The 26,290-nt window shown below is 71.7% G+C and carries 21 protein-coding genes; 8 read left to right on the top strand and 13 right to left on the bottom strand.

Annotation, left to right across the window (positions count from 1 at the left end; all coding sequences use genetic code 11):
* Positions 1-454: 454 nt before the first annotated feature.
* Entirely contained in the window at positions 455-1,840 is a 1,386-nt protein-coding gene (locus ACIQM4_RS29560; protein ID WP_401597813.1) for a methyltransferase, read from the top strand.
* 57 nt (positions 1,841-1,897) lie between these two features.
* On the opposite strand, the gene ACIQM4_RS29555 is transcribed toward ACIQM4_RS29560, so the two are convergent.
* From ACIQM4_RS29555 to ACIQM4_RS29525, 7 genes are all read right to left on the bottom strand, one after another.
* Complete coding sequence (locus tag ACIQM4_RS29555) at positions 1,898-2,317, bottom strand: tetratricopeptide repeat protein (protein WP_401597811.1); 420 nt, start codon at positions 2,315-2,317, stop codon at positions 1,898-1,900.
* A 107-nt stretch (positions 2,318-2,424) separates the two neighbouring features.
* Positions 2,425-4,950 (bottom strand): ABC transporter permease, encoded by a 2,526-nt coding sequence (locus tag ACIQM4_RS29550; protein ID WP_401597808.1) that lies wholly within the window; start codon positions 4,948-4,950, stop codon positions 2,425-2,427.
* 190 nt (positions 4,951-5,140) lie between these two features.
* Positions 5,141-5,923 (bottom strand): ABC transporter ATP-binding protein, encoded by a 783-nt coding sequence (locus tag ACIQM4_RS29545; RefSeq protein ID WP_401597805.1) that lies wholly within the window; start codon positions 5,921-5,923, stop codon positions 5,141-5,143.
* A 177-nt stretch (positions 5,924-6,100) separates the two neighbouring features.
* Positions 6,101-7,363, bottom strand: a complete 1,263-nt coding sequence (locus ACIQM4_RS29540) for a sensor histidine kinase (protein ID WP_401597803.1) — start codon at positions 7,361-7,363, stop codon at positions 6,101-6,103.
* 5 nt (positions 7,364-7,368) lie between these two features.
* The gene (gene cseB, locus ACIQM4_RS29535; RefSeq protein ID WP_401597800.1) at positions 7,369-8,106 is read right to left on the bottom strand and encodes a two-component system response regulator CseB; all 738 of its coding nucleotides are present in this window, start codon (positions 8,104-8,106) and stop codon (positions 7,369-7,371) included.
* Positions 8,107-8,426: 320 nt separating this feature from the next.
* Positions 8,427-9,074: a TetR family transcriptional regulator gene (locus ACIQM4_RS29530; RefSeq protein ID WP_401597796.1), complete on the bottom strand. Its 648-nt coding sequence runs from the start codon at positions 9,072-9,074 to the stop codon at positions 8,427-8,429.
* On the bottom strand, positions 9,071-10,552 hold the full coding sequence (locus ACIQM4_RS29525; protein ID WP_401597793.1) for an MFS transporter: 1,482 nt from the start codon (positions 10,550-10,552) through the stop codon (positions 9,071-9,073). The genes ACIQM4_RS29530 and ACIQM4_RS29525 overlap by 4 nt, the downstream gene beginning before the upstream one ends.
* Before the next feature lie 387 nt (positions 10,553-10,939).
* Between ACIQM4_RS29525 and proP the strand changes: the two genes are divergently transcribed.
* The 4 genes from proP to ACIQM4_RS29505 all read left to right on the top strand — a co-directional run bounded on the left by proP (position 10,940) and on the right by ACIQM4_RS29505 (position 17,837).
* Positions 10,940-12,505: a glycine betaine/L-proline transporter ProP gene (gene proP, locus ACIQM4_RS29520; protein ID WP_401597993.1), complete on the top strand. Its 1,566-nt coding sequence runs from the start codon at positions 10,940-10,942 to the stop codon at positions 12,503-12,505.
* Between the two features lie 248 nt (positions 12,506-12,753).
* Entirely contained in the window at positions 12,754-14,436 is a 1,683-nt protein-coding gene (gene aspT, locus ACIQM4_RS29515; protein WP_401597790.1) for an aspartate-alanine antiporter, read from the top strand.
* Position 14,437: 1 nt separating this feature from the next.
* On the top strand, positions 14,438-16,141 hold the full coding sequence (gene aspT, locus ACIQM4_RS29510) for an aspartate-alanine antiporter (RefSeq protein ID WP_401597787.1): 1,704 nt from the start codon (positions 14,438-14,440) through the stop codon (positions 16,139-16,141).
* Positions 16,142-16,184: 43 nt separating this feature from the next.
* The gene (locus ACIQM4_RS29505) at positions 16,185-17,837 is read left to right on the top strand and encodes a bifunctional aspartate transaminase/aspartate 4-decarboxylase (RefSeq protein WP_401597784.1); all 1,653 of its coding nucleotides are present in this window, start codon (positions 16,185-16,187) and stop codon (positions 17,835-17,837) included.
* Between the two features lie 140 nt (positions 17,838-17,977).
* Here the strand turns inward: ACIQM4_RS29505 and ppk2 are convergent, their stop codons facing one another.
* Positions 17,978-19,021 carry a polyphosphate kinase 2 gene (gene ppk2, locus ACIQM4_RS29500; protein WP_401597781.1) on the bottom strand — a complete coding sequence of 348 codons (1,044 nt, stop codon included), beginning with the start codon at positions 19,019-19,021 and terminating at the stop codon, positions 17,978-17,980.
* A 215-nt stretch (positions 19,022-19,236) separates the two neighbouring features.
* Here ppk2 and ACIQM4_RS29495 point away from each other — a divergent pair, with 215 nt between their 5' ends.
* Together ACIQM4_RS29495 and ACIQM4_RS29490 are read left to right on the top strand one after the other, a co-directional pair.
* Positions 19,237-19,392: a hypothetical protein gene (locus ACIQM4_RS29495; RefSeq protein ID WP_401597778.1), complete on the top strand. Its 156-nt coding sequence runs from the start codon at positions 19,237-19,239 to the stop codon at positions 19,390-19,392.
* A 444-nt stretch (positions 19,393-19,836) separates the two neighbouring features.
* Positions 19,837-21,468: a class I adenylate-forming enzyme family protein gene (locus ACIQM4_RS29490; protein ID WP_401597775.1), complete on the top strand. Its 1,632-nt coding sequence runs from the start codon at positions 19,837-19,839 to the stop codon at positions 21,466-21,468.
* Between the two features lie 169 nt (positions 21,469-21,637).
* On the opposite strand, the gene ACIQM4_RS29485 is transcribed toward ACIQM4_RS29490, so the two are convergent.
* The 5 genes from ACIQM4_RS29485 to ACIQM4_RS29465 form a co-directional block, all read right to left on the bottom strand.
* Positions 21,638-22,318 carry a hypothetical protein gene (locus ACIQM4_RS29485; RefSeq protein ID WP_401597772.1) on the bottom strand — a complete coding sequence of 227 codons (681 nt, stop codon included), beginning with the start codon at positions 22,316-22,318 and terminating at the stop codon, positions 21,638-21,640.
* Positions 22,315-22,851: a DUF6114 domain-containing protein gene (locus ACIQM4_RS29480; RefSeq protein WP_401597770.1), complete on the bottom strand. Its 537-nt coding sequence runs from the start codon at positions 22,849-22,851 to the stop codon at positions 22,315-22,317. The genes ACIQM4_RS29485 and ACIQM4_RS29480 overlap by 4 nt, the downstream gene beginning before the upstream one ends.
* A complete protein-coding gene (locus tag ACIQM4_RS29475; protein ID WP_401597767.1) occupies positions 22,842-23,480 on the bottom strand; it encodes a DUF6230 family protein in 639 nt (212 codons plus the stop codon). The genes ACIQM4_RS29480 and ACIQM4_RS29475 overlap by 10 nt, the downstream gene beginning before the upstream one ends.
* 241 nt (positions 23,481-23,721) lie before the next feature.
* A complete protein-coding gene (locus ACIQM4_RS29470; protein ID WP_401597765.1) occupies positions 23,722-24,456 on the bottom strand; it encodes a MerR family transcriptional regulator in 735 nt (244 codons plus the stop codon).
* A gap of 28 nt (positions 24,457-24,484) precedes the next feature.
* Complete coding sequence (locus tag ACIQM4_RS29465) at positions 24,485-24,730, bottom strand: hypothetical protein (RefSeq protein WP_401597762.1); 246 nt, start codon at positions 24,728-24,730, stop codon at positions 24,485-24,487.
* Positions 24,731-25,192: 462 nt separating this feature from the next.
* Here ACIQM4_RS29465 and ACIQM4_RS29460 point away from each other — a divergent pair, with 462 nt between their 5' ends.
* On the top strand, positions 25,193-26,176 hold the full coding sequence (locus ACIQM4_RS29460) for a universal stress protein (protein WP_401597760.1): 984 nt from the start codon (positions 25,193-25,195) through the stop codon (positions 26,174-26,176).
* Positions 26,177-26,290: the final 114 nt, after the last annotated feature.

The following is a 26,290-nucleotide window of genomic DNA, read 5'->3' as shown; positions in this document are numbered from 1 at the left end:
GATTCCGGCCCGGGAGGCCGGGCGGATTCGGTGCCGGGGGACGCCGGGGGCCACGGGCACGGCTCAGGCAGACCGCACGCTCGCGCAGACCGCGCACGCTCGCGCAGACCGCGCACGCTCGCGCAGAGCGCGCGCGTTCGCGGACGGCGGTGCGGTCGCCCCTACCCGGGCGGGCCCCGGGCGCCTTTCCGCACCCGGGCCCCCATGCCTCCCGGCCCGGCCCGACAGTGGCCCTCGCCGTCGGGAAGGGCGCGACGGAGACCGGGCGCGCCGAAGGCGGCCGGGGTGGTGCAGCCTTCGCGCGGGCGGCGGAACCGGGCGGCGGAACCGGGCGCCGAGCCCCCCTCGGACGGGCCCGACGCCCTCGATCCGGGGCCGACGGGCCGCACGAGCGGTCGAGCCGGCTCAGGGGCAGCAGGTCAGGGGCCGGACACAGCGGTTAGCCTGAACCCCAATGAACCGCTTGACGACGCCCTGGGGCCTGTCCGACCTAGCCCGCTTTCCCCCGGACCCACGCGACACGCTGCGCGCGTGGGACGCCGCCGACGAGTACCTGCTGAGCCGCCTCGCAGGCGACGAGGAGACCCCGGCGGTCGACCTGTCCGGCGTCGTCGTCGTGCTCGGGGACCGATGGGGAGCGCTGACCACGGCCTTGGCCACAGCGGGGAGCCGTGCCGGGACCGCCGCGACGGGGGCCGCGGAGGCAGCCGTGGCGATCGCGGGCGACGCCGCCACGACGGTCGCCGGCCACGCTGGCGCACGCTCGGCGTCCGCGCCCGGCCCCGTCGCTGCCGCGCCCCCCGCCCCCGTCGCGCCCCGACCCGTTCAGATCACCGACTCGTACCTCGGCCGCCAGGCCACCCGGGCGAACCTCGCCCGTAACGGCGTCGACCCCGACAGCCTCGACCTGCTGTCCACCCAGGACGCCCCGCCGGAGCGCGTCGACGTCCTGTTGATCCGGGTGCCCAAGAGCCTCGCGCTGCTGGAGGACCAGCTGCACCGGCTCGCCCCCGGTATCCACGAGGGCACCGTCGTGATCGGCACCGGCATGGTCAAGGAGATCCACACCTCCACGCTCCGTCTGTTCGAGCGGATCGTCGGGCCGACGCGCACCTCCCTCGCGGTGAAGAAGGCCCGGCTGATCTTCTGCACGCCCGGCTCCCCGCCCGACCGGGGCGGCGACCCGTGGCCGCTGACGTACACCCTCGACGCCGACGCGGGCGCGGGGGCGGGACTGACCGTCACCAACCACGCCGGGATCTTCTGCGCCGAGCGTCTCGACATCGGCACCCGCTTCTTCCTCCAGCACCTGCCGCAGCGCGCGGACGTGACCCGGATCCTGGACCTGGGCTGCGGAAACGGCGTGGTCGGCACCGCTGCCGCACTCACGCACCCCGGGGCGCACGTCTGCTTCGTCGACGAGTCCTTCCAGGCCGTCGCCTCCGCACGGGCCACCTACCGCGCGAACCTCCCCGGGGAGGGGCCCGATCTCACCGAGGGCAGCTCGGAACTCTCCTCCGTGGCCGGGAGGGACCGCACCGGGAGCAGGCCGGGCGGGACGGCCGAGTTCGCGGTCGGCGACGCCGCGGCCGGGCTCCCGGCCGAGTCCTTCGACCTCGTACTGAACAACCCGCCCTTCCACTCCCACCAGGCGACGACCGACGCGACGGCACGGCGCATGTTCGCCGGGGCGCGCGACGTACTGCGGCCCGGCGGGGAGCTCTGGGTGGTCGGCAACCGTCACCTCGGCTACCACGTACGGCTGCGCAGGATCTTCGGGAACTGCGACGTCGTCGCCGGAGACCCGAAGTTCGTCGTCCTGCGCGCCGTCAAACGCTGACGGCGCGCAGGACGACAGCCCGGCCGCGGTCCCGCGCCGCCCGCCCGCAGGACGAGCTCAGCCGCGGACCCCTTGGTCCGGGCCCTGCACGTCCCGCGGGTCCTCCAGCGACGCGAAGTCGCCCGACAGGGCCGAGGCCGTGCGCAGGTACGGCGCCGCCTCGGCGTGCCGCCCCTGACGCTCCAGGGTGCGACCCAGCATCAGCTGTGCGTACTGCTCGACCGGGCAGCCCTCCAGCACCGTGCGCAGCTCCGTCTCGGCCTTGGCGAGCTGGGCGGAGTGGTAGTACGAGCGGGCCAGCAGCAGCCGCGGGGCGGTCAGCTGCGGGGACCCGTCGACCAGGCCGCGCAGGACACGCGCCGCCTTGTCGTACTCCTTCGCCCCGAAGAAGAGCTGCGCACGGTCCCAGCGCTCGGCCTCGCTGCCCTGCTGGTAGTACGCGTCGTTGAGATTCGTCCCCACGTTCACCGCGTTCACCGCTGCTCCGTTCCGACTGCTGTGGGTGTTCCGCCGGCCCTTCTGGCCGCTTCGGTCTCTCCAACACACCGATGTTGTTGAACATTCCACCATGGCGAGGTGAGGGATCAGGCGCCCGTCGCGGCCGGAATGCTGACCCGGACGGCCTTGCGCGCCGGGCCGAGCGAGGCGAGCAGGGCGCCGCCGAGAGCGAGCAGCACACCGAGCGCGAGACGGCCCCACGGCACCACCAGCGCGTAACCCACCACGCTCTCCTGGAGGGTGCGACCCAGTGCCCAGCCCAGGAAAACGCCCAGAACCGTGCCGACGGCCGCGCCGAGCGCGCCGACCAGCAGCGCCTCCAGCCGGATCATGCGGGCCACCCCGGCCCGGTCAAGCCCGACGGCACGCAGCATGCCGATCTCCTTGCCGCGTTCGAGCACGGACATCGCGAGGGTGTTGGCGACGCCGAGCGCGGCGATCACGAGCGCCAGGCTGAGCAGGGCGTAGAAGACGTTGAGCTGCTCGCCGATGCCGCTGGTGTCCTCGGCGGCGACGCCCTCCTTGTCGAGCACCGCCAGGGCGGGGTTGTCGCCCAGTGCGCGGACCAGGCCCGCGCGCGCGGAGGGGCCGGGGCCGCCGTTCGTGACGACGAGCACCGCGTGGGTGTTCGGCGCCGGGTCGTAGCGGGAGACGAGGGCGTCCGGCGCGGTGATGCTCGGTGTCAGGTCGCTCTGCTCGTCCGCCCGGTAGACGGCGCCCACGGTGACGGTGTCCCGCCTGCCGTCCCGCTCCAGCTGAAGACGCCGGCCGACCGTCCAGCCGGCCGCGTCGGCCTTGAAGTCGGCGACGGCGATCTCTCCCTCGGCGAGGCTGTCGAGCGAGCCCGCGACCACGTCGTACCGGAGCAGTCCGCCGATGGCAGCCGGATCGACGCCGGTCAGGACGGCGGGAACGCCGCCGAGCCGGTACCCGGTGGACTGGCTGAGCGGGCTGTACGTGGCGCCCGGCAGCCTCTTGAGGGGCTCGGCGGTCGCGGGGGTCATCCGCTGGCCGCCCGCGGGAGCCTTGACCACGTAGTCGGCGGTGAGGGCGTCCGTGGTGGCCCGTTCCAGGTAGGCGGTGGCGGAGGCGCCGAGGACCGACAGGCCGGAGGCGAGCGCGAGCGCGACGGCGAGCGCGGCGGCGGTCGCACCGGTACGGCCGGGATCGCGGACCGTGTTACGGGCGGCGAGATCTCCGTGCACCGGGCTCAGCCGGAGCAGCAACGGCCGCGACAGCGCGACGAACGGGCGCGACAGCAGCGGAATCAGACCGATCGCGCCGACCGCGGCGAGGACAGCGCCGACGCCGATGACGGTCCTGGCGTCCGCCGCCGCGCCGAGCGCCCCGTACAGCACGGCGGCGACGCCGAGCAGTGCCGCGGTGGCGCTGAGCCGCACGCGCAGGGAGCCGGCGCGTGCGGGCGCCGTGTACGCGGCCGCGCCGAGAGCAGCCACGGGCGGCACCGCCACGGCCCGGCGGACCGGGAGCCAGGCGGCGACCACGGGCAGGGCGGTGCCCACCACCATCGAGATGATCACGGTCGCCGGGCTGAGAACCAGGGGCGCACGAGGTGCGTCGGCCGGCGCGAAGAGGGTCTGGAGCAGGGCCGCGACCCCGGTCCCCGCGCCCAGGCCGACCACCGAGGCGAGCGCGCCCACCAGGAACGACTCGGTCAGCAGCAGACGGCGCACCTGTCGGCGCGTGGCGCCGACGGCCCGCAGCAGGGCGAGCTCCCTGGTGCGCCGGGAGACCAGCATGGTGAAGGTGTTGGAGATCAGGAAGGTGGCGACGAACAGGGCGACCGCGGCGAAGCCCACCATGATCTGGCTCATGGTGTCGCTCTCGCCGGAGGCGAGGTTCGCCTGGATCCGGGCGAGTTGGGCGCCGGTGACCACGCTGGTGCGGGCGGGCAGCACGGTGTCGACGAGCGCGCCGAGCCTGGTCACGTCGGTGCCGGGGGCGGCTGTGATCTCGATGTCCGTGAACTGACCCGCCCGCAGGAACAGCCGCTGCGCGGTGCCGTTGTCGAAGAGCGTGAGACTGCCGCCGGGGGAGAGCTTGGAGGCGTCCGTGCGGAAGATGCCGGTGAGCCGGTAGGAGCCCGCGCCCTTGTTCGTCCCGATGCGCAGCGTGTCCCCGACGCGGTAGCGGCCCTCGGCCGCACTCGCCTCGTCGAGGGCGACGGTGCCGCTGCCCGCCGGGCCTGAGCCCCGGGTGAACGTGTAGGCGGGGTCCTCGCCCTGGGCGTTCGGTGCGAAGTTGCCGCCGGTGCGGGACTCGCCGCTGCCGAGCGGCCGTCCCTCGCGGTCGGCGACGGCGGCGAAGCCGTTGACCCGGCCGGCGGCTGCGCGGACCCCGGGGAGTGCGGCCAGGGAGGCCGCGGTGCGGGAGTCGAGCGTGGCGGGCGGGGCGCCGGGAGCGGTGTCGGCCGCGACGTTGAGGGAGATGCGGTCGTAGCCGGCGGAGGCACGGTCGACCGCGGCCTGCCGCAGGCTGTCGCCGTGCACCAGGCTGCCGGTGATGAAGGTGATGCCGAGCACGACCGCGAAGGCGGTCATCAGCAGGCGGGCCTTGTGCGCGAGGACGTTGCGCAACGCGGTACGGAACATGGTGGTTCGGATCCTGGAGGGGGCGGGCTCGGCAATGGCGAGCGAACGGCTGGGACGGTGCCGGCGTACGGACGTTTCGAGGCGTACGGGCGTACGGGCGTACGGGCGTACGGGCGTACGGGTGCGAGGACGTACGGGCGCGAGGACGTACGGGCGTACGGACGGCTGGGGGGACGCGTGACCCGACGGGTCAGCCGGTGTGCGCGCGCCCGTCGAACGCCTTCATCCGCTCCAGCACCCGGTCGGGCGTGGGCCGCGTCATCTCGTCCACCAGTCGGCCGTCGGAGAGGAAGACCACGCGGTCGGCGTATCCGGCGGCGACCGGGTCGTGGGTGACCATCACCACGGTCTGCCCCAGCTCGCGCACAGAGTCGCGCAGGAAGCCGAGTACCTCCGCCCCGGCGCGCGAGTCGAGATTGCCGGTGGGCTCGTCGCCGAACACGATCGTGGGACGGGAGACCAGCGCCCTCGCCACCGCGACGCGCTGCTGCTGGCCGCCCGACAGCTGCGAGGGGCGGTGCCCGAGCCGCTGGGCGAGGCCGACCATGGAGACCACCCGGTCCAGCCACTCCCGGTCGGCCCCGCGGCCCGCGAGGGTCAGCGGCAGCGTGATGTTCTCCAGCGCGGTCAGCGTCGGCAGCAGGTTGAACGACTGGAAGATGAAACCGATCCGGTCCCTGCGCAGCGCGGTGAGCTGCCGGTCGTCGAGCGCGCTCAGCTCGGTGGTGCCGATGTGGACGGAGCCCGAACTGTACGAGTCCAGCCCGGCCGCGCAGTGCATCAGGGTGGACTTCCCGCAGCCGGAGGGACCCATGATCGCGGTGTACTCGCCCTCCCGGAAGGCGAGGTCGACCCGGTCCAGCGCGACGACCCGGTTCTCACCGCTGCCGTAGACCTTGGACAGGCCGAGGACGGCGGCGGCGACACCAGGAGCGGGGTGCGGTACGGACGTTTCGAGGGGTACGGCGGTCACAAGGGCTCCTCTTCGGATGCGGAACGGTGCACTCCGAAGGCTGGCCCGGGAACGTGTCGGTCCCCCGCGCTGCCGGGTATCGATCCCCGCGCCACTGTGTATCGATCAGGTCGTCAGGCCGGCAGACGATCAGGTCCGCAGACGATCGGGCCGTCAGGCCGGCAGACGATCGCGCCGTCAGGCCGGCAGACGGAGGGTGGCGATCGCGCCGCCGTCCGCGGCGTTGTCCAGGCGCAGTTCGGCGCCCAGTAGCCGGGCCTGGCCCAGGGCGATGGTCAGCCCCAGACCGTGGCCCGAGCCGCGCTCCGCCGCCCCCGTGTGGAAGCGCCGCGGGCCGTGCCGCAGCAGGTCGGGCGGGAAGCCGGGGCCGTGGTCACGCACGACCACGGTGCGGCCGTCGACGGTGACCCGCACCGGTGCGCCACCGTGCCGGTGCGCGTTGGCGACCAGGTTGCCGACGATCCGCTCCAGCCGGCGCGGGTCCGTCTCCACCGGCGGCTCGCCCTGCCCGACGGCGAGCGCGGTGTCGAGCCCGGTGCGTGCCACGGCCTCGGCGACGACGGCGCCGAGCGGGACCCGCGCGCGGACAGGCAGTTCCGCGCCCGCGTCCAGCCGGGAGATCTCCAGGAGGTCTTCCACCAGCCCGCGCAGATCACGTACCCGGGCCCTGAGCAGATCCTCCGTCTCGCCGGGCGGCAGCAGGTCGGCGGTGGCCAGCAGGCCGCCGACGGGAGTGCGCAGTTCGTGCGCCACGTCAGCGGTGAACCTGCGCTCGGTGCGCAGCCGTCTGGCGAGGCTGTCCGCCATCAGGTCGACGGTGGCGGCGATGTCGGCCACCTCGTCGCCGCCCCTGGTGGGCCCGGTACGGGCGTCCAGGTCCCCCGCGGAGATCCGGCCCGCGGTCTCGGAGACCCGCCGCAGCCGGCGGGCGAGCAGGCCGGCTCCGTAGACCGTCAGCGGGGTGGCCGCCGCCAGGACGACCAGCGAGGCCACCGCCATGGTCACGTCGAGCCGGAACAGGGTGTGGAGCTCGGAGCTGGTGTTGATCCGGTACGCGAGGACCGGGCTGCCCGGCCCGCCGGTCCGCTGGGCGGCCCAGACGCTCGGCCCCACGTTCCCCTCGACGGACGGATCGTGTGCCGTGTGCCGGTCGCCGTCGGACGGCTGCCGCAGGACGCGTGGCAGATCGGCCGGATCGAGCGCCGCGCCGTCCGTCAGGGCGCCGGTGCGCCGGTAGACGTCCATCGCGGTCAGGACGCTGTTGCTCGCCTGTGCCTCGGCCCTGCTCCGGATGTCCTGCGCGGTCCACACGTGCACCAGCACGCCCACCGCCGCCACGACCAGGAACGCCGTGGCCGAGGCCAGCGCGGCGATCTTCCACCGCAGGGGCACCCGGCGCCGGGACGTACCGGCTGCCGGGGAGCGTGGCAGGAGACGCATCCGCCTCAGCGCCTGAGCTTGTAGCCGAAGCCGCGGACCGTTTCGATCCTGTCCCGGCCCAGCTTGCCCCGCAGCCGCTGCACGCACAGGTCGACCACCCGGCTGTCGCCGTCCCAGCCGTAGTCCCACACGTTCCGCAGCAGGGTGTGCCGCTCCAGCACGATTCCCGGGCTGGCGGCGAATTGGAGCAGCAGCTTGAGTTCGGTGGGGGTCAGCGCCACCGGCCTGCCGGAGACACACACCTCCAGACCACCGGTGTCCACCGTCAGGTCCCCGAAGACCAGCAGGCCGCCGTCGGGCGCAGGGCTCTCGCCGGGCGGCGGTCCTGACCAGGGGGAAGGGGCGTAGGTGGCCCGCCGAAGCAGCGAACGGATGCGGGCCACGAGCACGTACGTGTCCACCGGCTTGACCACGTAGTCGTCGGCCCCGGCCTCCAGCCCCGCCACGACGTCGAGCCCGTCACCGCGGGCGGACATCATCAGCACCGGTACCAGGCTGGTCTCCCGGACCCTGCGGCACAGGCCGATGCCGTCGAGGCCGGGCAGCATCACGTCGAGGATCAGCAGGTCGAAGACGTCGTCCCGGAAGGACTCAAGCCCCGTGAGCCCGTCGGCGGCAGCCGTGACCCGATAGCCGTAACGCTCCAGGGCCACCGCGAAGGACCGGCGCATCAGGTCGTCGTCCTCCACCAGCAGCACGCTTACGGACTGCGGGGAGGCGGCGGCCGGAGGGTACGAGGACACGGGGCGGACGACTCCTGATTCCGTACGGTTGCGAGGGGGAGGGCCCGCGCACACCCGGGCGGGTTGCGAGGGGGAGGGCCCGCGCACACCCGGGCGGCTACGGGCGGACCTTCGCTCACCCCGGTGAGGCCGGGCGGGAGGGGGTCCGACAGGAACGATAGGGCAGACATCAGGCGCGCCGCGGTCCGGACGTCCGGCCGCACCGGACCGATGGCAGCCCGAGCGCTCACCGATACCCACCCGATACACAGACGCCGCACCCGCCCGCCGCACCCGCCCGCCGCACCCGGCAGGCCGTCGGCCGTGCGTCCCGTCAGCCCTCAGTCGTCGATCAGCCGCTGCAGTGCGGGCGCGCACAGGTCGGCCAGGTGTTCCGGGGTGGCCTCCACGCCTGCGCCTGGCCGGTGCAGGCTGAGCGTGGCGCCCAGCCCCAGCAGTTGGCCCACGACCAGTTCTGCCCTGAGGTCGGCCTCGGGGCCCGGGAGACGTTCGGCGAGACGCGTGGTGACCTGCGCACGGAAGCGTTCCTGGAGCAGCGCCCGCTCGTCCCGGTTGCCCAGCGAGAACACCACACGCAGCAACGGGTCTGCCTGCTGTGCGCGCTTGCTGCGCACCAGGGTCAGGACCAGATGGCGGCCGAGTTCACCGAGGGGCGCCGCGAACAGCGCGTCGGCGGCAGGGGCGAAGTCCGCGACCAGCCGGAACAGTTCCGCCTTGGTCCCGAACCGCTTGACGATGAGCGAGGCGCTCACCCCCGCGTCCGCGGCGATGCCCCGCATGGTCACCTCGGCATAGGGCCGCAGGGTGAAGGCCCTGCGCGCGGCCCGCAGGATCGCGTCACGGCCGGTACCGGCGGCGGCTGCCCCGGAGCCCGCGCCGAAGGTGCCGGGACCGGTGTCCGTCTCCCGGCCGGCGGCATCGCCGCCCGTGGCCGTGTCCGCTGTGTCGGCGGTGACGTGCCCGGTCATCCTGCGCCCTTCTCCGCGAGCGATCGGCCGTCGGCGGCCTGCGTGGTCTCCTTCACCGTACCGGTGGCGGCCGACGGCGAAGCGCCGGGCAGGAAGAGGGCGACCACCAGGGCGGCGACGGCCGCCCCGGCGGCGACGAGGAAGACCAGCAGGTAGGCGTGGAGGGTGGGCGCCGTGCCACCCGCGGCGGTACGGAAGGTGAGTCCGGCCAGGACGGCGGCCACCACCGCACTGCAGAATGCCTGCCCGACCGACCGCATCAGGGTGTTCAGCCCGTTGGCCGCCGCGGTCTCCCCGACCGGTACGGCACGCATCACCAGGGCGGGCAGCGCGGAGTAGGCGATCGCGGTGCCCGAGGCGACCACGGTGGCCCCCAGGACGATCAGCCAGAGGCTGTGGCTGGTGAAGAAGCGCACCACGTACCCCACGGCCATCACCCCGGCGGCCAGTACCAGGCTGAACCTGGGTCCGTACGCCGTGGAGATCTTCGCGGAGAGCGGGGAGAGCGCGACCATCGCGAGTCCGCCGGGCAGCAGACACAGCCCGCCGACCACGATGGAGGCGCCGAGCCCGTACCCGGTGGCGGTCGGCTCCTGCACGAGTTGCGCGGTCACCAGCGAGTTGGCGTAGAAGGCGAACCCGATCAGGAGGGCCGCCACGTTGGCCAGCAGTACCGACGGGCGGGCGGACACCCGTAGGTCGACCATCGGGGACGGCACGCGCAGTTCGTACGCCCCCCAGAGCAGCCCGACGACCACGGCCGCGGCCAGCAGGGCCAGTGTGCGCGGCGCGGCCCAGCCCCAGTCGGCGCCCTGGGTGACGGCCAGCAGCAGGCAGACGAGGGCCGCCGCCAGGCCCAGCGCGCCGACGGCGTCGAAGCGCCCGCGCGAGCGCACCGGGGACTCGGGCACACAGCGCAGTACGAGCAGGATGTCGAGGACGCCGAGACCCGCGGACGCCCAGAACATGGTGTGCCAGTCGAAGTGCTCGACGACCAGTGCGGCGACGGGCAGGCCGACTGCCGCGCCGATGCCCAGGGTGGAACTCATCAGCGCGACCGAGGGCAGTATCCGGGCCGGCGCGAGCTCGTCGCGCATGATGCTGATGCCCAGCGGCACCACGGCCAGCGCGGCTCCCTGCAGTGCGCGGCCGGCTATGAGCACCCCGATGTGCGAGCTGACGGCGCACATCACCGATCCGGCGACCAGGACCCCCAGGGCGGCGAGAAGTACCCGGCGCTTGCCGTACATGTCACCGACGCGGCCGAGGACGGGCGTACAGACGGCACCGGTCAGCAGGGTGACGGTGACCAGCCAGCTCGCGGCGGCCGTCGTGCTGCCGGTGAGCTCGGGGACGTGCGGCAGCAGTGGCACGACCAGCGTCTGCATGACGGCGACCACCACTCCGCAGAAGGCGAGGACGCCGACGAGAGGACGGGGGTGCGGCCGGCCGGGGGGTGCGGGCATCGCGACGGACATGGGACTCCGATACGGGACGGGCGAAAGAGAGGCGGACACCTGCGTACCTCAGGGGTGAACGCGTGTGCACCCCCAGAGTAAACGTCCGTGCACCCCAGGGTGAACGGGTGTGCACCCCCTCTGTCGCGCCACCCTCCCGCGGAACACCCGCAGGACACCCGTCTGACCGCCACCGTTTGCCGGTCGCCCCGGGGCGGCCTACGTTTTTGCCGGAGATCGCCGGAGACCTTTTCCGGCCGGTACGGCCGGACGGCTCACCGACGCGTTCCGGTCCGGGCACGGGAGGAAGGCTCCATGGTGAAAGGCTCTTCGCGCCGCGACCAGCAGGAGCGGCGCGAGCCCAGGGCGGCCGGGACGCGCAGGGCGCGTTCCTCCGGGACCGACCGGATGGCCCGCACGCTCCTGCGCCGGCGCAAGAAGGCGCTCAGCGCCGACGACGTGACCGTCTCGGACCAGCCGATGGTGCGGCGTGCGGTGACGGCGGCCGCGCTCGGCAACACCATGGAGTGGTTCGACTTCGGCGTCTACGCGTATCTGGCCGGCACGATCGGCAAGGTCTTCTTCCCCTCCAGCTCGCCCGGCGCCCAGGTGGTCTCCACCTTCGCCACGTTCGCCGCCGCATTCCTCGTCCGGCCACTGGGCGGACTGGTCTTCGGACCGCTCGGCGACCGCATCGGCAGGCAACGGGTCCTCGCCGCCACCATGATCATGATGGCGATCAGCACCTTCGCCGTGGGCTTCCTGCCCACGTACGCCTCGATCGGGTTCGCCGCCCCGCTGCTCCTTCTCCTCTGCCGTCTGGTGCAGGGATTCTCCACCGGTGGTGAGTACGCGGGCGCCACCACCTACATCGCCGAGTACGCACCCGACCAGCGCCGTGGCTTCCTCGGCAGCTGGCTGGACTTCGGCACCTTCGTGGGTTACTCCCTGGGCTCGGGCCTGGTCACCGTGCTGACGCTGACCATGGGGAGCGACGGCCTGGAGAGCTGGGGCTGGCGCATCCCGTTCTTCGTGGCCGGGCCCCTCGGGCTGATCGGCCTCTACATGCGGCTGAAGCTGGAGGAGACCCCCGCGTTCAAGCAGCAGACCGCCCAGGCCGCGGAACGAGCTGGCGCCGAAGGCGCGGGAGGCGACCCGGTGGAGGAGGCCCGCCAGTCCGGCAAGGGCCGTCTGAAGGAGATCTTCACCCGTCACTGGCAGGCAGTGCTCATCTGCATGGGGCTCGTGCTGGTCTACAACGTCACGAACTACATGGTGACGTCCTACCTGCCGACCTTCATGACGGTGACGCTGGGCGAGAGCGACACCATTGCCCAGCTGCTGGTCCTCGGCACCATGCTCCTGGTGGTCCTCGCGATCACCACCGTGGGACGCAGTTCCGACAGATGGGGCCGGCGTCCGCTCTTCATGGGCGGCAGCGTGGCCCTGATCGTCCTGTCGATCCCGGCGTTCCTGCTCATCAGGGAGGGCGGGATCCTGCTCCCCGCCTTCGGCTGCGCGGTCCTCGGCCTGCTGCTCGTGGTCTTCGCGGGCACGGCGGCGTCGACGCTGCCGGCGCTCTTCCCCACCCGGCTGCGGTACGGCGCGCTCTCGATCGCGTTCAACATCTCCGTCTCCCTGTTCGGCGGCACCACCCCGCTGTTCGTCTCCTTCCTGGTGGAGCACACCCGCAACACGCTCGTCCCGGCGTACTACCTGATGGTGGCCGGGGCGATCGGTCTGCTGTCGGCGTTCTTCCTGCACGAGACGGCGGGGCGCCCGCTGCGCGGCTCGGGGCCGATGGTCGAGACGTCCGACGAGGCCCGCGAGGTGGTGGCGCGCAGCCGGTCGGAAGCGGGCCGCCAGGCACGCGACGTGTGGCTGCGGCTGTGGCACCCGCTGGGCGGCGGCAAGCGGGGCCGGGGGGCCGGACAACGGGACGAGGGGAAGTCCGGGCGGCGCAACGACGGTTGACGCACCGTCGGCCTGACGCACGGTGACGAGGCGTCGGTCCGCTGCACGGTGACAAGGGGTCGGCCCGACACACGGTCACGAGGCGTCGGTCTGACGCACGGTGACGCGTATTCGGAACGCCGAGCGGTGACGTGCCGTCGCAATGCCGCACGGTGACGGATCGTCGGAATGCCGCAACGTGGGCAAGCTGTTACTTTTCGACACATGTATAGATTCGTCCTATTCGTCCCAGTCGACGGCTGAGCGGCATGGGTGTACTCAAGGACCATCCCGAACTGGCGCTGTTCCTCTGCCTGGCACTCGGTTATCTGGTCGGCAAGCTGCGGGTGGGGCCGATCACGCTCGGCGGCATCTGCGGCACGCTGATCGTGTCGCTGCTGATGGGCGCCTGGGCAAAGGTGCAGGTCTCGGACGACGTGAAGACCGTCTTCTTCGCCCTGTTCATCTTCGCGCTGGGCTACATGGCGGGCCCGCAGTTCTTCGCCAACCTGAACCGCAGGAGCCTGCGGTTCTTCGTGCTCTGCCTGATCGAACTGGTCAGCGTGCTGGGCATCGCGTTCGCCCTGGCCAAGGCCTTCGACCTGGACGTCGGCACCGCGTCGGGCATCCTGGCGGGCGCCGCCACGGAGTCCGCGGTGGTGGGCACGGCGACCGAGGCGATCGGCAAGCTGGACGGCCTGACCTCCACACAGATCAGCACCTACCAGGGGCACGTCGCCACCGCCTACACGGTCTGCTACCTGTTCGGCCTGATCACGATCGTCCTCTACACCAGCCAGATCATGCCGCGACTGCTGGGCATCAACCTGGCCGACGCCTCCCGGGAACTGTGGGAGAAGATGCGCGGCAGCGGCGGCCACGGCCTGGAGGACGACGAGCGCGCCGCGCTGCCGGGCCTGGTCGGACGCACCTTCCTGGTCACCGAGGCGGACGGGCGCACCGTCGGCGACCTCACGGGCGGCCTGCAGGGCCGCATCACCGTCGAGGCCGTCCAGCGCGGCAGCACCGCCATGCAGGTGACTCCCGAGCTGCGCCTGACCCTCTCCGACCTGGTGCTGGTCGTCGGCCGGCGGGCGAACGCGATCGAGGCGGGCCGGCTGATCGGCCCGGAGACCCCCGGCATCCCCGGCCTGGACACCCCGCTGGCCTCCCGTCAGGTCTCGGTCACCGACAAGGTGTCCGACGGTCTGAGCATCGACCAGCTCCAGGGTCGCCACCCCGAGTTCATCAAGGACGGCGTCTACGTCACGGAGGTGCTGCGCAACGACCAGCACCTGCCCGCCACCGGTGACACCGTGGTGCACCGCGGTGACGTGCTGACCCTTGTCGGCGCCCGCGCCGGCCTCGCCAAGCTGGTCGGCCGGATCGGCTCGGTGGTCAAGAACGACGCGACCGACTTCATCTACCTCGGTCTGGGCATCGTGGCCGGTTCGCTGATCGGCCAGATCGTCGTCAAGGCAGGCGACATCCCGATGTCGCTGGGCACCGGCGGCGGCTGCCTGATCTCCGGGCTGCTCTTCGGCTGGTTCCGGTCCCGCTCGCAGACCTTCGGCGCGTTCCCCCCGCAGGCCGCGAGCACCCTCAAGGACATGGGCCTGGCCCTGTTCATCGCCTGCACCGGACTGGTCTCGGGCCCCCAGGCCTGGCCGCTGCTCAAGGAGTACGGGGCGCTGCTGCCGTTCGCGGGCATCGCCATGGTCCTGGTCCCCGCGACCCTCTCGCTGGTCGTCGGACGGGCCCTGCTGAAGATCGAGAAACCCCTCCTCATCGGGGCGATCGCCGGACAGCAGTGCTCCACCCCCGCGATCACGTCCATCACCCAGACGGCCAACAGCTCCGTCCCGATGCTCGGCTACACGATCACGTACACCCTCTCCAACTTCCTACTCCCGCTGACGGGGCCCATCCTCGTCGGCGTCCTGGGAGCCTGACATGATCGATTTCCTGGTCCGGAACATCTTCCAGCCCCACCCGGAACTGCTGGTCTTCCTGGTCGTCGCGCTCGGCTTCCTGGTGGGCAAGATCCACTACAAGACCATCGCCCTGGGCGCGGTCACCGGCTGCCTGGTGATGGGCCTGCTCCTCGGGGCACAGCTGAAGGTGCCGGTCAACGGCACGGTCAAGGACCTGTTCTTCATCCTGTTCCTGTTCGCCCTGGGCTACAAGGTCGGCCCGCAGTTCTTCCGCGGCCTGAAGAAGGACGGCCTCCCGCAGGTCCTGAACGCGGTCATCGTCTGCATCACCGGCCTGCTGGTCGCGTGGGGCTTCGCGGCGATGCTCGGGTACGGCCCCGGGCTCACCGCCGGCATGATGAGCGGCTCGCTCACCCAGTCCGCCGCGATCGGCGTCGCCCAGGACGCCATCGGAACCCTGCCCGGCATCAGCGCCCAGGACGCCAAGAGCGAGGAGAACCTCGTCGCGGTCGGCTACGCCGTGACGTACCCGCTCGGCACCATCCTGTGCGCGATGCTCCTCGCCAACATCCTGCCGCGCGTCTACCGCCGCGACCTGGCCAAAGAGAGCGCGACCCTCGCCAAGGAGATGGACGCGCCCAACGACAACCCCGACCTGGGCGAGGGTTATTACGAGGTCGTCCTGCGCGCGTTCACCGTGCAGCGCCCCGACCTGGTGGGCCGCACCATCGAGGACTTCGAGACCCAGCAGAAGGAGCTCGGCCGCCGGATCTACCTCACCCGGGTCAGACGCGACGGCACCATCCTCGAACAGTCCCAGTCGACGGTCCTGGCCCTCGGCGACGTGGTCGCGGTGAGCGCGCTGCGCGGCGACCTGGTCAGCTACGACGCGCGCACCCACATCGGTGCGGAGGCCGACGACGTCGAGCTCCTCGGCTACCAGACCGAGCACCTGCACGTCGTCGCGTCGGACAAGGCACAGCTCGGCAAGAGCATCGCCGACCTGCGGCGCGAGCCGTTCATGGTCGGGGTGTACGTCGACAAGCTCTACCGCTCCGGCACGGAGTTCCCCTACCGGCTCTCCACCCAGCTGGAGCGCGGCGACACGCTGATCCTGACCGGACCCAAGCGGCTCGTCGACCCGGCGGCCAGGGCGATCGGCAAGAAGGTCTCCACCAGCTTCGCCACCGACATGGTCTGGGTGGGCCTGGGGGTGTTCCTCGGCGGGTGCATCGGCATCCCCGCGCTCACCCTGGGCGGGGTGCCGATCTCCCTGTCCACCTCGGGCGGCGGGCTCATCATGGGCCTGGTCTTCGGCTATCTGCGGGGCAAGTACCCCACCTTCGGCAATGTGCCGCCGGGTGCGCAGTGGCTGATGGACACGCTCGGACTGTGCATGTTCGTGGCGATCGTCGGCATCAACGCGGGCCCCAGCTTCACCAGTGGGCTGTCCACCGCCGGCTGGGGACTCCTGGTCTTCGGGGCGGTCATCACCGTCATCCCGCTCCTCGTCGGTTTCTTCTTCGGCCACTACGTGCAGAAGATCCGCTTCCCCATCCTGATGGGCGTCCTGGCCGGCGGACAGACCACCACCGCGGCGATCGGCGCCCTCAACGAGAACGCCAAGTCCCAGATCCCGACCCTCGGCTACACCGTCCCGTACGCCATCGGAAACGTGCTGCTGACGATCTGGGGCGCGGTCGTCGTCCTCCTCCATCACTGACACCCCCCACTGACGCCACCACCCGAACCCCAGGAGTTGCGCCGTGCCCAAGTCCACTTACAGCCGCGAGAAGATGAAGCGGCTCTCCTCCCTCAGCCCCTTCGAGCTGAAGGCCGAGTTCATCAAGCTCGCGGAAGCCGAGCAGGCGGACAAGCCCGGCCAGAAGGGCAAGGCCGCCCGCACCATGCTCAACGCGGGCCGCGGCAACCCCAACTGGGTCGCCACCGGACCCCGCGAGGCGTACTACGCGCTCGGCTACTTCGCCCTCGCCGAGTCGCGCCGGGTGTGGACGGCCGACAACCTGGGCGGCATGCCCGAGTTGCAGGGCTCGGCCGAGCGCTTCGACAGGTTCGTCCGTACGCACCCGGACCTGCCCGGCATCGAGATGCTGCAGGCGAGCTTCGACCTGGCGGTGAAGCGTTTCGGCTTCGACCGGGACGCGTTCGTCCACGAGATGACCGACTCCATGATCGGGGACAACTACCCCAGCCCCGACCGCATCCTCACGCACACCGAGCAGATCGTCCGCGGGTACCTCCAGGACGAGATGTTCGACAAGAAACCCCCGGCGGACAACCTCAGCATCTTCGCCACCGAGGGCGGCACGGCCGCGATGTGCTACACCTTCGACTCGCTGATGAAGAACGGCGTCCTCAAGAAGGGCGACCGGATCGCCCTGATGGTCCCGGAGTTCACCCCGTACCTGGAGATCCCCGAACTCGACACCTACGACTTCGACGTCGTCCGTGTCGAGGCGAGCATGTTCGCCGAGAACGGGGTCCGCGAGTGGCGCTACCCCACCGAGGAGGTCGCCAAGCTGGAGGACCCCTCGGTCAAGATGGTCTGCCTGGTCAACCCGAGCAACCCGCCGTCCCTCGCGCTCTCCCAGCGGGTCACCGACCAGATCAAGGACATCGTCGCGGGCCCCAACCCGAACCTGATCATCGTCACCGACGACGTGTACGGCACCTTCGTCGAGGGCTTCCGCTCCGTCGCCGCCGACCTGCCCCGCAACACCCTGCTCGTCTACTCGTACTCCAAGCACTACGGCGCCACCGGCTGGCGCCTGGGAGTCATCGCGCTGCACGACGACAACGTCATCGACGCGATGATCGCCGCGCAGCCGCAGGAGCAGAAGGACCGCCTCAACAAGCGGTACGGGACCCTCACCCTGGAGCCCGAGAAGATCCGGTTCATCGACCGGCTCGTCGCCGACTCCCGCCAGGTCGCCCTCAACCACACCGCCGGGCTCTCCCTGCCGCAGCAGGTCATGATGGTGATGTTCTCCCTCTTCGACATGCTGGAGGAGGGCCAGGCGTACAAGGAGCGCATCCGCGCCATCGTGCAGCGACGCCTGCAACTCCTCCTCGAAGGCGCCCAGATGAAGATCGCCGAGGACCCGAAGAGGGCGGCGTACTACATCGAACTCGACCTGCTCGCCGAGGCCGAGCGCGTCCAGGGCAAGGAGTTCGCCGACTTCCTCCTGCAGAACTACGAGCCGGTCGACCCGCTGTTCCGCCTCGCCGAGCAGACCTCCGTCGTCCTCCTCAACGGCGGCGGCTTCGACGGACCCGAGTGGTCGGTGCGGGCCTCACTCGCCAACCTGGACGACCTCGACTACCTCCAGATCGGCCACCACCTGCGCGCCATCTTCGACGACTACATCGCCGAATGGCGTGCGTCGGCAGGGGCCTGAAGTCCGAAGCCTGACGCGCCCGCCGAGCAGCACCGCGGTCCGCATGGACGCGCCCCCGCACCACTCGGTGCGGGGGCGCGTCCGTGTTCCGTGCCGGCCCGCGCCCCCACCGGCGCCGGTCGGCTGCGGTCAGCGCCTGTTCAGTCGGTGTCCCGCGGATGCCGGCCAGGTCCGTCGCCGTGCGGCAGCAGCGGGGTGGGGGAGAGGGCGGTGGACTCCTCGCCCGTCTCCAGGAGGGTGTTGGCGGCGCCGATGACCAGCGGGTCCGCCGCGCCCACCGCCTCCTTGTCCTTGGACGTGTAGTCGCAGCGCAGCAGCAGGTGGCGCATGGCTTCGAGCCGTCCCCGCCGCTTGTCGTTGTTCTTCACCACCGTCCACGGGGCGTGCGGGGTGTCGGTGGCACGGAACATGTCGACCTTGGCCGCGGTGTAGGCGTCCCACAGGTCGAGAGAGGCAAGGTCGGTCGGGGAGAGCTTCCACTGCCGTACGGGGTCGACCTGACGGATGGCGAAGCGGGTGCGCTGCTCACCGCGCGACACGGAGAACCAGAACTTGACCAGCACCACCCCGTCGTCGACGAGCAGCCTTTCGAACTCCGGGGCCTGGGCGTAGAAGTGGGTGTACTCCGCGGGCGTGCAGAAGCCCATCACCCGCTCCACACCGGCGCGGTTGTACCAGGACCTGTCGAAGAAGACGATCTCCCCGGCCGCCGGAAGGTGCGGGACATAACGCTGGAAGTACCACTGGCCGGACTCCCGGTCGGTCGGCTTGTCCAGCGCCACGACCCGCGCGCCACGCGGGTTGAGCCGCTCGGTGAAGCGCTTGATGGTGCCGCCCTTGCCCGCCGCGTCCCGTCCCTCGCACACCACCACGACGCGCTGCCCCGTCTCGCGCACCCACCGTTGCAGCTTGAGCAGCTCGATCTGCAGGATCCGCTTCTGGCGCTCGTAGGGGACCCGCCGCAACTTCTCGTCGTACGGGTAGTTCTCCTGCCAGGTCCGCAGCGGCTCACCCTCACCGCTCAGCAGGACCGGCTGCTCGGGCCGCTCCACATCCACCTGGAGTCCGGCGAGCAGTTCCTCCCCACCAGGGGCGCCGGAATCTGCCCGTATCACTGTCTGCTTCTCGGGGTCGGTCACCAGGGACGTCCTCTCGTCGCACGCTGCTGACAGCAAGGGTGCCATCGTGGGCGCGGAAGGGGCGGCGGGGTCTGTCCTGACACAGATTTTATGTCTGACGATCTACCGGTGCATTGGCGCCGGAATGCGGGGCACACGTCTTTTCGCAAGAGAGAGCTCGGGCCGGAAGCCACCTGGTCAGGGCCCCGCGGCGGACATCACGTGCTGCTGGCTCTCTGCAGCACGTCATCCGTACCGAAGACTCGAAGATCGGAATCGCCATGATTATTCTCGGCCTCATCCTCCTCATCATCGGCCTGCTGGTGGGTGTCTCGCTGCTGACCACCGTGGGTGGAATCCTCATCGTGGTCGGTGCGATCCTGTGGATCCTCGGCGCCGCCGGGCGTCAGGTCGGTGGACGTAAGCACTATTTCTAGGCCGCGCATCCTCACGGCCCCACGTCCTTCGCGGAACTCGTGGAGGGACGTACGGAGGACGGGTTCGCCCGGCACCACCAGCTGTTCGGCCCTGACCCCGACCCCTGCCCGTGCGCATCCGCGCACCGGAGCAGTCAGTGGTCGGGGTCGGGGCCGTCGCCGTGCCGATGGCCGGGCCTGACAGAGAACCCGGGAAGGCCCTCGGGCCGGAAGACATGCGGTCGTTCCCGGGCGGGAACCTGATCGGCGGCCACCGACTCGCCCGTCGGCCGGCCCGGCGGACACCCCGGCCCGGCTCTTTTCCGGAAGGCGTATGGTACTCCGCCCGCCGATGGCCGGATCAGCCCCCTGTGCGATCGTCGCCCCACGGCGGCATGTTTGCATAAGTTCATGATCACTAACGCTCAGAATTCAGAACCGACGGCAGTACCGGCGCGAGCACGGGTGCCGGAACCGGACGCAGCCCGGACGGCGGACTCGCCACGCACCTACCTCGACCACGTCCTGGAGCACTGGCACCAGGGTGAGGACGCCGAAGCGCTCGTCCAGGGCACGCTGCGGCTGACCCGCGGGCAGGCCAGGCGCCGGCTGTTCCAGCTGGGGCACGCACTGCGCGCGCAGGGCCTCGCCCCCGGCGACGGCGTGGGACTGTTCCTGGCCAACCGGGTGGAATCGGTCCTGGCGCAGCTCGCCGTCCACCTCATCGGCTGCCGTGTCGTGTTCCTGCCCCCCGAACCGGGACCCGGCGAGCTCGCCGCACTGGTCGAGCAGTCCGCCGCGCGCGCCGTGGTCACCGACCCGCTCTTCGCTCAGCGGGCCGCCGACGCGGCAAGCCGCAGCGTCCACGCCCCCGTCCTGCTCAGCCTCGGGCCCTGCGAGCAGCCGTGCGCGGACCTGCTGGCGCTGGCGGACGAGTGCCCGTCCGAGCGCCCCGGCGACGTGCCCGCACCGCGGGCGGACGAGGCCGTCACCGTCCTCTACACCGGAGGCACCCTGGGCCGGCCCAAGCTCGCCGCGCACAGCCACCGGCTCTACGACGCGCTGGTGGGCCTGATGAAGGGGTCCCCGGAGGACTCCCGGCCGGCGATCTTCTCGGCCCCCGACCAGGGCGCCCAGCGGGTGCTCGCCTCCACACTCCTCACACACGGCAGCGGCCACCTCACGACGATCCAGGCACTGGTGACCGGGGCCACCCTCGTCGTGCTGCCCGAGTTCGAGGCGGGGGCGGCGCTGGAGGTGCTGCGCGAGGAGCGGATCACCGCCACCATGTTCGTCCCGCCGATGCTGTACGCGCTGCTCGACCACCCGCAATGCGAGCCGGGCGCCCTTCCCGCGCTGCGGCGGATCGCGGTCGGCGGCGCTGCCTCCTCGCCCACCCGGCTGCAGCAGGCGGTCGAGGTGTTCGGGCCCGTGGTCAGCCAGGGCTACGGCCAGTCGGAGGCGCTCGGCATCACCGTCTTCGGTGCGGAGGACCTTGCCACGGCGGGGGCCAGGCGCCCCGAAGTCTGGCGCAGCTGCGGCCGCGTGATAGCGGACACCGAGATCGAGATCCGCAGCGAGGGCAGCACGCAGGCACTGCCCGCGAGGCAGGTCGGCGAGGTGTGCGTCCGGGGCAACACGGTGATGCTCGGCTACTACCAGGACCCGGAGCGCACCGCCGACGCGCTGCACGACGGCTGGCTGCGCACCGGCGACATGGGCTACCTCGACGCTGAGGGGTACCTCTATCTCGTCGACCGGGCCAAGGACATCATCGTCACCGGCAGCACCAGTGACAACGTTTACTCCCGGGTGCTGGAGGACTTCCTGCTCACGTTGCCCGGTGTGCGCAACGCGGCGGCGCTGGGCGTCCCGGACGAGGAGTACGGGGAGGCCGTGCAGATCTTCCTGGCGACCGCCGAGGGCACCGAGGTGGACCCGGAGGAGGTGGGCGCCTCGGTGACCGCCGAGCTCGGCGAGCTGTACACGCCCCGGCGTACGGTCCTCCTCGACCGGCTGCCGACGACGAAGGTCGGCAAGGTGGACAAGAAGGCGCTGCGCGCCGCGTGGGTGGGCACGGCCCCGTCCGCGCCGTAGCGGCCGACGGGCCGCGGCGTCGGCCGTGGGGCGTGGCAGCGGCCCGACGGCTGTCCTGCGGGAGCGCTCCCGCAGGACAGCCGTCGGGCTCCGGCCGGCGCGTATTGCTGCTGTCCTGCCGTACTTGGGCGCGGGGTGCATCCTCGGATGTCCGCCCGCACCCGGTGGGTCACGGACCGACGGTGATCGGTGAGCTCGGGGTGGTCGTGTTCGTGACGTTGTAGGCCATGTTGACGGTGGAGCTGGTGGCACTGGTGGGGCAGCCGAAGCTCCCCGTGGAGCTGATCGGGACCGAGGCGTTGACCACGGACAGTTTCGGGGTCGCTCCGTTGGTCCAGGTGCCGTTGATGCTCGCGGGACCGGTCGGCGCCGATGTGATCGTGCAGGACGCCAGGCCGCTCGTGGTGAGGACGAAGCCCGCGGTCGGCACGGTGAGGGACGCCGTGACGGGGGCGCCGTTCTGCATGGAGATGGCCCAGGCGCCGCTGGTCGTGACGGTCGGGGTCACCCCCGGCATGCTGGAGGTGCACGAGGAGAACGACGGCGCCCCCATGGGTGAGGACACCGGGCCGGCGGCGTTGTGGTTCCCGGGGGCGGCCGGGACGCTTCCGGTCGCGGTGGAGACCGTACAGGTGACGGTCACGGAGCCGGCCTTGAAGGTGGCCTTCCCCGTCAGGGCGGCCCGGTAGGCGGCCCCGGCGGGGGAGACGGTCGTCGGCCCGGCGGTCGGGCCGACGGCTGCCTGGGCGCCGGAGCCGGTGAGGGCGAGCCCCGTCGTGGCGGCCAGTGCGGTGGCCGCCGCGAGCACGGTACGGGTGCTGCGGGCACGTGCGGTGAACTGGAACCTCATTGCCGTTTCCCTTCGGTGGGGGTGGTACGGGCGGGTGCGGATTCCGGTGCGTTCGCTGGTGCGGTGAGGAGAGTCGTACGGGGGCCGTCGGGGATCGGTCCCGGCGGGGCCCCGGCCTCCGGGCCGCGGTCCGCCGACGGGTCGGGACCGGGGCCCGGGGCGGGGTCGTCGTCAGGTCCGGCCGTCCGCGGTGCGCGTACCGGCTTCCAGGCGAAGATCGCCGAGCCGCCGACGACACCGAGGAGCGTGCCGATCAGGAAGCCGCCCAGGTTGGACATGACCAGCGCCGCGACCGCGATCATGACGGTCACGAAGCCGGCCAGGCTCCGGTAGTGCGGTGCGAACCAGGCGGAGAGACCGAGGACGATCATCAGCAGGCCCATGAGGACGGACGGGATGCCGGCGATGCCCTGCTGGAGCATCACCTTGAGCGGTGCCAGCGGGATGACGCAGATCTCGGCCCCGGCGAGAACGGTCAGCAGGCCGCCCCAGAAGGGGCGGGCCCGGCGCCACTCCCGCCACCTCAGAAGCATTCCTTCTTGCCCTTCGAGATCTTCATGGACAGTCCGGAGAGCTTGAAGGTGGCCGCGTTGGTCGCCCACGCGGTCTGCTGGAGGTTGGTGATCGCCACGGTGTCGGCCTGCTGGGCGAACAGGTCCTGCATCCCCTGGGCGCTCTCGGGGCCCTTGTCGAGGGTGGAGGCGTCCCGGCCGATCTCGATGTTGTCGAACTCGGCGTTGCCGGAGAGCTGGGTGGCGTCCACGAAGAGGTCCTTGGCCTGGACCGGGGTGCCCTTCCCGCCCGCCGTGAGGTTCAGCGAGATGTCGCCGACGATCGGGAGTGTGGTGACCACGGACTGGCAGAGGTTCTTCAGCTCGGCGGTCTTGATCGCGGTCACGGCGACCGGCAGCAGTTCACCGCGGGCGTTGGTGTCCACGCTGCCGTACTGGGCGAAGCCCTCGCCCTTGAGACTGTCCGCCGACACCTTGAACTGCTGGCCGGAGACCGCGAACGAGGCGGCGAGGGCGCCGTCCGCGAGTGCCAGTCCGAGCGCGGCGGTGGCAGCACAGCCGGGGAGCGCCAGCGCGGCGAACCGCCGCCAGCTCACCCGGCCCCTGACGGGTCCGCCGGTTCCTTCGGGTCTCTCGCCCAAGTCCTTCATCTGCCATGTCCTCTCGGGGGAGCGAGTCACCTCGCTGCGGTGGGAGCACGTCGTCGGCACGGGCGCAACAACGGTGCCGCGGGTGCGCGGTCGAGTCGGAGCACGATCAACTCCCCTTTGTTACCGGCGAGTTGACAGGAGATTAAGCGTGCCAATGGGCGTTGGCAAGGTCGTGGGGGGCGACGTGTTTTGGACAGCTTTCCGCGGGGCGGCGGGTGGCGGAACCGGGTCCTGAGGTTCGTCAGCTCTGCGTACGGTGCAGCAGCTCGCCGAACTCCTCGCGCACCCGGCGCGCCATCACCCGCGCGAACTCCGCGGCCACCACGTCGCCAGCCATCGGGCGCAGTACCTCGATGGCATCCGCGATGCGCTGGGCCTCGGCCGCGGAGAGCGGCCGGGGCGAGGGATGCCCGATGACGTGGTCCTGCACCAGGGTGACGAACCGGTCCGCGAGTTCCGCGGTGCGGCGCTGCACCGCGGCCCCCTCCTCCAGCACCTTGGCCAGCGGCACACCCACCCGGACCAGCGCCTCGGACGCGTCCAGCAGACGGCGGCTGACATGGACGAAGGAGTCGCCCTCGACGGTCAGGTAGCCGAGTTCCACGGCCCGCGCGATGTTCTCCCCGGTCGCCTCGTCGCCGTACAGGGAGACCAGTTCGGCGGCGGTGAGGGTGACCGGCTCCTCCTGCGGCCACCCTTGCGTCATCACGGCCTCCAGGCCCAGCAGGCCCGGCACCCCGACGCCGCTGTCCTGGGCCTCCAGCAGTTCGGCGATGGTGTTGACGACGTAGCCGCGGGCCAGCAGGTCGGCGATCAGACGGAGCCGGGCGAGGTGCTCCCCGGAGTACCAGCCGATCCGCCCCTCGCGCCGGGGCGGGGGGAGCAGGCCGCGTTCCTGGTAGTAGCGCAGATTGCGCACCTTGACGCCGGCCTCCCGGGCCAACTCGTCGACGCGGTACTCCCGTTCGCCGCTCACTCCCTCACTGTATCCAGCGCGCGGACGTTCATGGCCGGTTCACGCCGATGCAGATGCCGACGCCCCTGGCGATGTCGGTGCCGATGTAGATGTAGATGTAGATGTCCCCGAACGCCACCGGGCTGCCGGTGGAGGCGATCACGTGCGCGCCGCCCTGCCCGGCCGGCTGTACGGCGAAGTGACCGGTGCAGCCCGTGGCCCCCGTGATCAGGACCCGCCTGCCCAGCGGCGGGCCGACGCGGTGCGGGGCCCGCAGTGCGATGCCGCCTGCCACCCGTGGTCGAAGGAGGTCGCCGCGTGATCCGGGCGGCGGAACACTGCTCGGCATGGTCCAGGGACGCGTTCCTGGCCGCCCTTGACCCGATGACTGCCGGGCGGCCGGGCCGCGCCGCACGCTGCTCAGCCGCCGGCTCGCGCAGCACGCCCCCTCGACGGCCGCGCACGGCCTGCACTTCTGCGACCGCACCGGCCGCGCCGCACCGACCGTTGTGCACCGCAGGTTCGACCTCGGCGGCGAGGGGGAACTGCGGCCACGAGTGGTCCTCGACATGCTCATCCCGGCCTTCCACCGTCCCGTCCCGGGGCGGAACTCGCCCGCGTGGGAGGGAACCCGGCCGCGGCGAGGGACCTGTGGCCCCCTCGCGGTGCCCCGGTCGGCCCTACGCCGCAAAGTGCGGGGTGCGCAGGCTGGGCGTGACCGGTAGGAAGGCGCGGCCAACTGAAGGCGAGTCCCACCATGTCGAGCGTTTCCGTGTCCGGTGGCCTCGGCCCCAAGCCCGTTGTCGTCGGTGTGAGCCGCTCCGAGGCGAGCGTCATCGGTGTTGCCTGGGCCGCACAGGAGGCGGTACTGAGAGGTCTGCCCCTGCGCCTGGTGCACGCACTGGAATGGCCTCCGGGAGCAGAGCCCCGAGCACGGGACGCGCACTGCGAGCACTCCTGGAGCGGTCATTTCCGTACCAGCGGCGAGTTGTTGCTGCGCGAAGTGGCGGACCACGTGCACCGGCAGTATCCGGGCCTGGAGATCGTGGCGCGTACCGCGGACGGTCCGCGGGCTCGCGTGCTGGTCCAGCAGGGGGCGGAGGCCGCTCTGCTGGTCGTCGGGGCGAAGCCGCTGAACATGGTCGAGCAGTTGCTGGTGGTCTCCCCGCTGGGAGTCACCCTGACCGCGCACGCGGGGTGTCCGGTGGTGGTGGCACGTCAGCCCCAGCTCTCGGCTGCCGCTTCGCCGGTGGTCGTGGTCGGCGTCGACGGTTCGGCCAACGCGCAGGAGGCGATGATGTTCGCCTTCGAGGAGGCGGCGCTGTCCGGTGCACGCCTGAAGGCAGTTGCGGTACGCCACCAACCCTCCGGACGGCTGGCGGGCGTCGAGGGGGACGACGTGGAGAACCGGACCCGGGCCGAGCTCTCGGACGCGACAGCGGGCTGCGCCGAGAAGTACCCCCAGGTGGAGGTCGACTACCAGGTGGAGTACGGACACGTGGCCCGGGCTCTCGCACGCACTGCCGCGCACGCCCGGTGCCTGGTGGTCGGTTCACGCGGCCTCGGAGGCTTTCGCGGCATGTTCGTCGGCTCGGTGAGTCACGTTCTCGTGCATCAGGCCGCCTGCCCCCTGATTGTGGTTCCGCCGCAGGGCGGCCCCGTCTCGTACTGGCCCGCCGTGCCCGGTGCGCACTCGGTGCTCCAGGGTGCCCAGACCGAGGTCCCCACCCGCCAGGAGTAGAGGGCGCGGCCGGGGCCCCGTCTCTGGAGAAGCAGACAGGGCCCCGGTACCACGGTGTTCCGCCGCGCCGTGGAGGCCTGCCTCCGGTCGCTGAGGGCCGGGGCCCGCCCGTCG

The organism is Streptomyces sp. NPDC091272 (genome assembly GCF_044757485.1).
GTDB lineage: Bacteria > Actinomycetota > Actinomycetes > Streptomycetales > Streptomycetaceae > Streptomyces.
This window is presented reverse-complemented; position numbering and strand designations above follow the sequence as displayed.

Bases quoted from the DNA above. Each gene is read 5' to 3' on its own strand.
- ACIQM4_RS29560 (WP_401597813.1), top strand. From the start codon at position 455: ATGAACCGCTTGACGACGCCCTGGGGCCTGTCCGACCTAGCCCGCTTT.
- ACIQM4_RS29550 (WP_401597808.1), bottom strand. From the start codon at position 4,950: ATGTTCCGTACCGCGTTGCGCAACGTCCTCGCGCACAAGGCCCGCCTG.
- ACIQM4_RS29540 (WP_401597803.1), bottom strand. From the start codon at position 7,363: ATGCGTCTCCTGCCACGCTCCCCGGCAGCCGGTACGTCCCGGCGCCGG.
- ACIQM4_RS29530 (WP_401597796.1), bottom strand. From the start codon at position 9,074: ATGACCGGGCACGTCACCGCCGACACAGCGGACACGGCCACGGGCGGC.
- ACIQM4_RS29525 (WP_401597793.1), bottom strand. From the start codon at position 10,552: ATGTCCGTCGCGATGCCCGCACCCCCCGGCCGGCCGCACCCCCGTCCT.
- proP (WP_401597993.1), top strand. From the start codon at position 10,940: ATGGCCCGCACGCTCCTGCGCCGGCGCAAGAAGGCGCTCAGCGCCGAC.
- aspT (WP_401597790.1), top strand. From the start codon at position 12,754: ATGGGTGTACTCAAGGACCATCCCGAACTGGCGCTGTTCCTCTGCCTG.
- aspT (WP_401597787.1), top strand. From the start codon at position 14,438: ATGATCGATTTCCTGGTCCGGAACATCTTCCAGCCCCACCCGGAACTG.
- ppk2 (WP_401597781.1), bottom strand. From the start codon at position 19,021: ATGGCACCCTTGCTGTCAGCAGCGTGCGACGAGAGGACGTCCCTGGTG.
- ACIQM4_RS29495 (WP_401597778.1), top strand. From the start codon at position 19,237: ATGATTATTCTCGGCCTCATCCTCCTCATCATCGGCCTGCTGGTGGGT.
- ACIQM4_RS29485 (WP_401597772.1), bottom strand. From the start codon at position 22,318: ATGAGGTTCCAGTTCACCGCACGTGCCCGCAGCACCCGTACCGTGCTC.
- ACIQM4_RS29480 (WP_401597770.1), bottom strand. From the start codon at position 22,851: ATGCTTCTGAGGTGGCGGGAGTGGCGCCGGGCCCGCCCCTTCTGGGGC.
- ACIQM4_RS29475 (WP_401597767.1), bottom strand. From the start codon at position 23,480: ATGAAGGACTTGGGCGAGAGACCCGAAGGAACCGGCGGACCCGTCAGG.
- ACIQM4_RS29460 (WP_401597760.1), top strand. From the start codon at position 25,193: ATGTCGAGCGTTTCCGTGTCCGGTGGCCTCGGCCCCAAGCCCGTTGTC.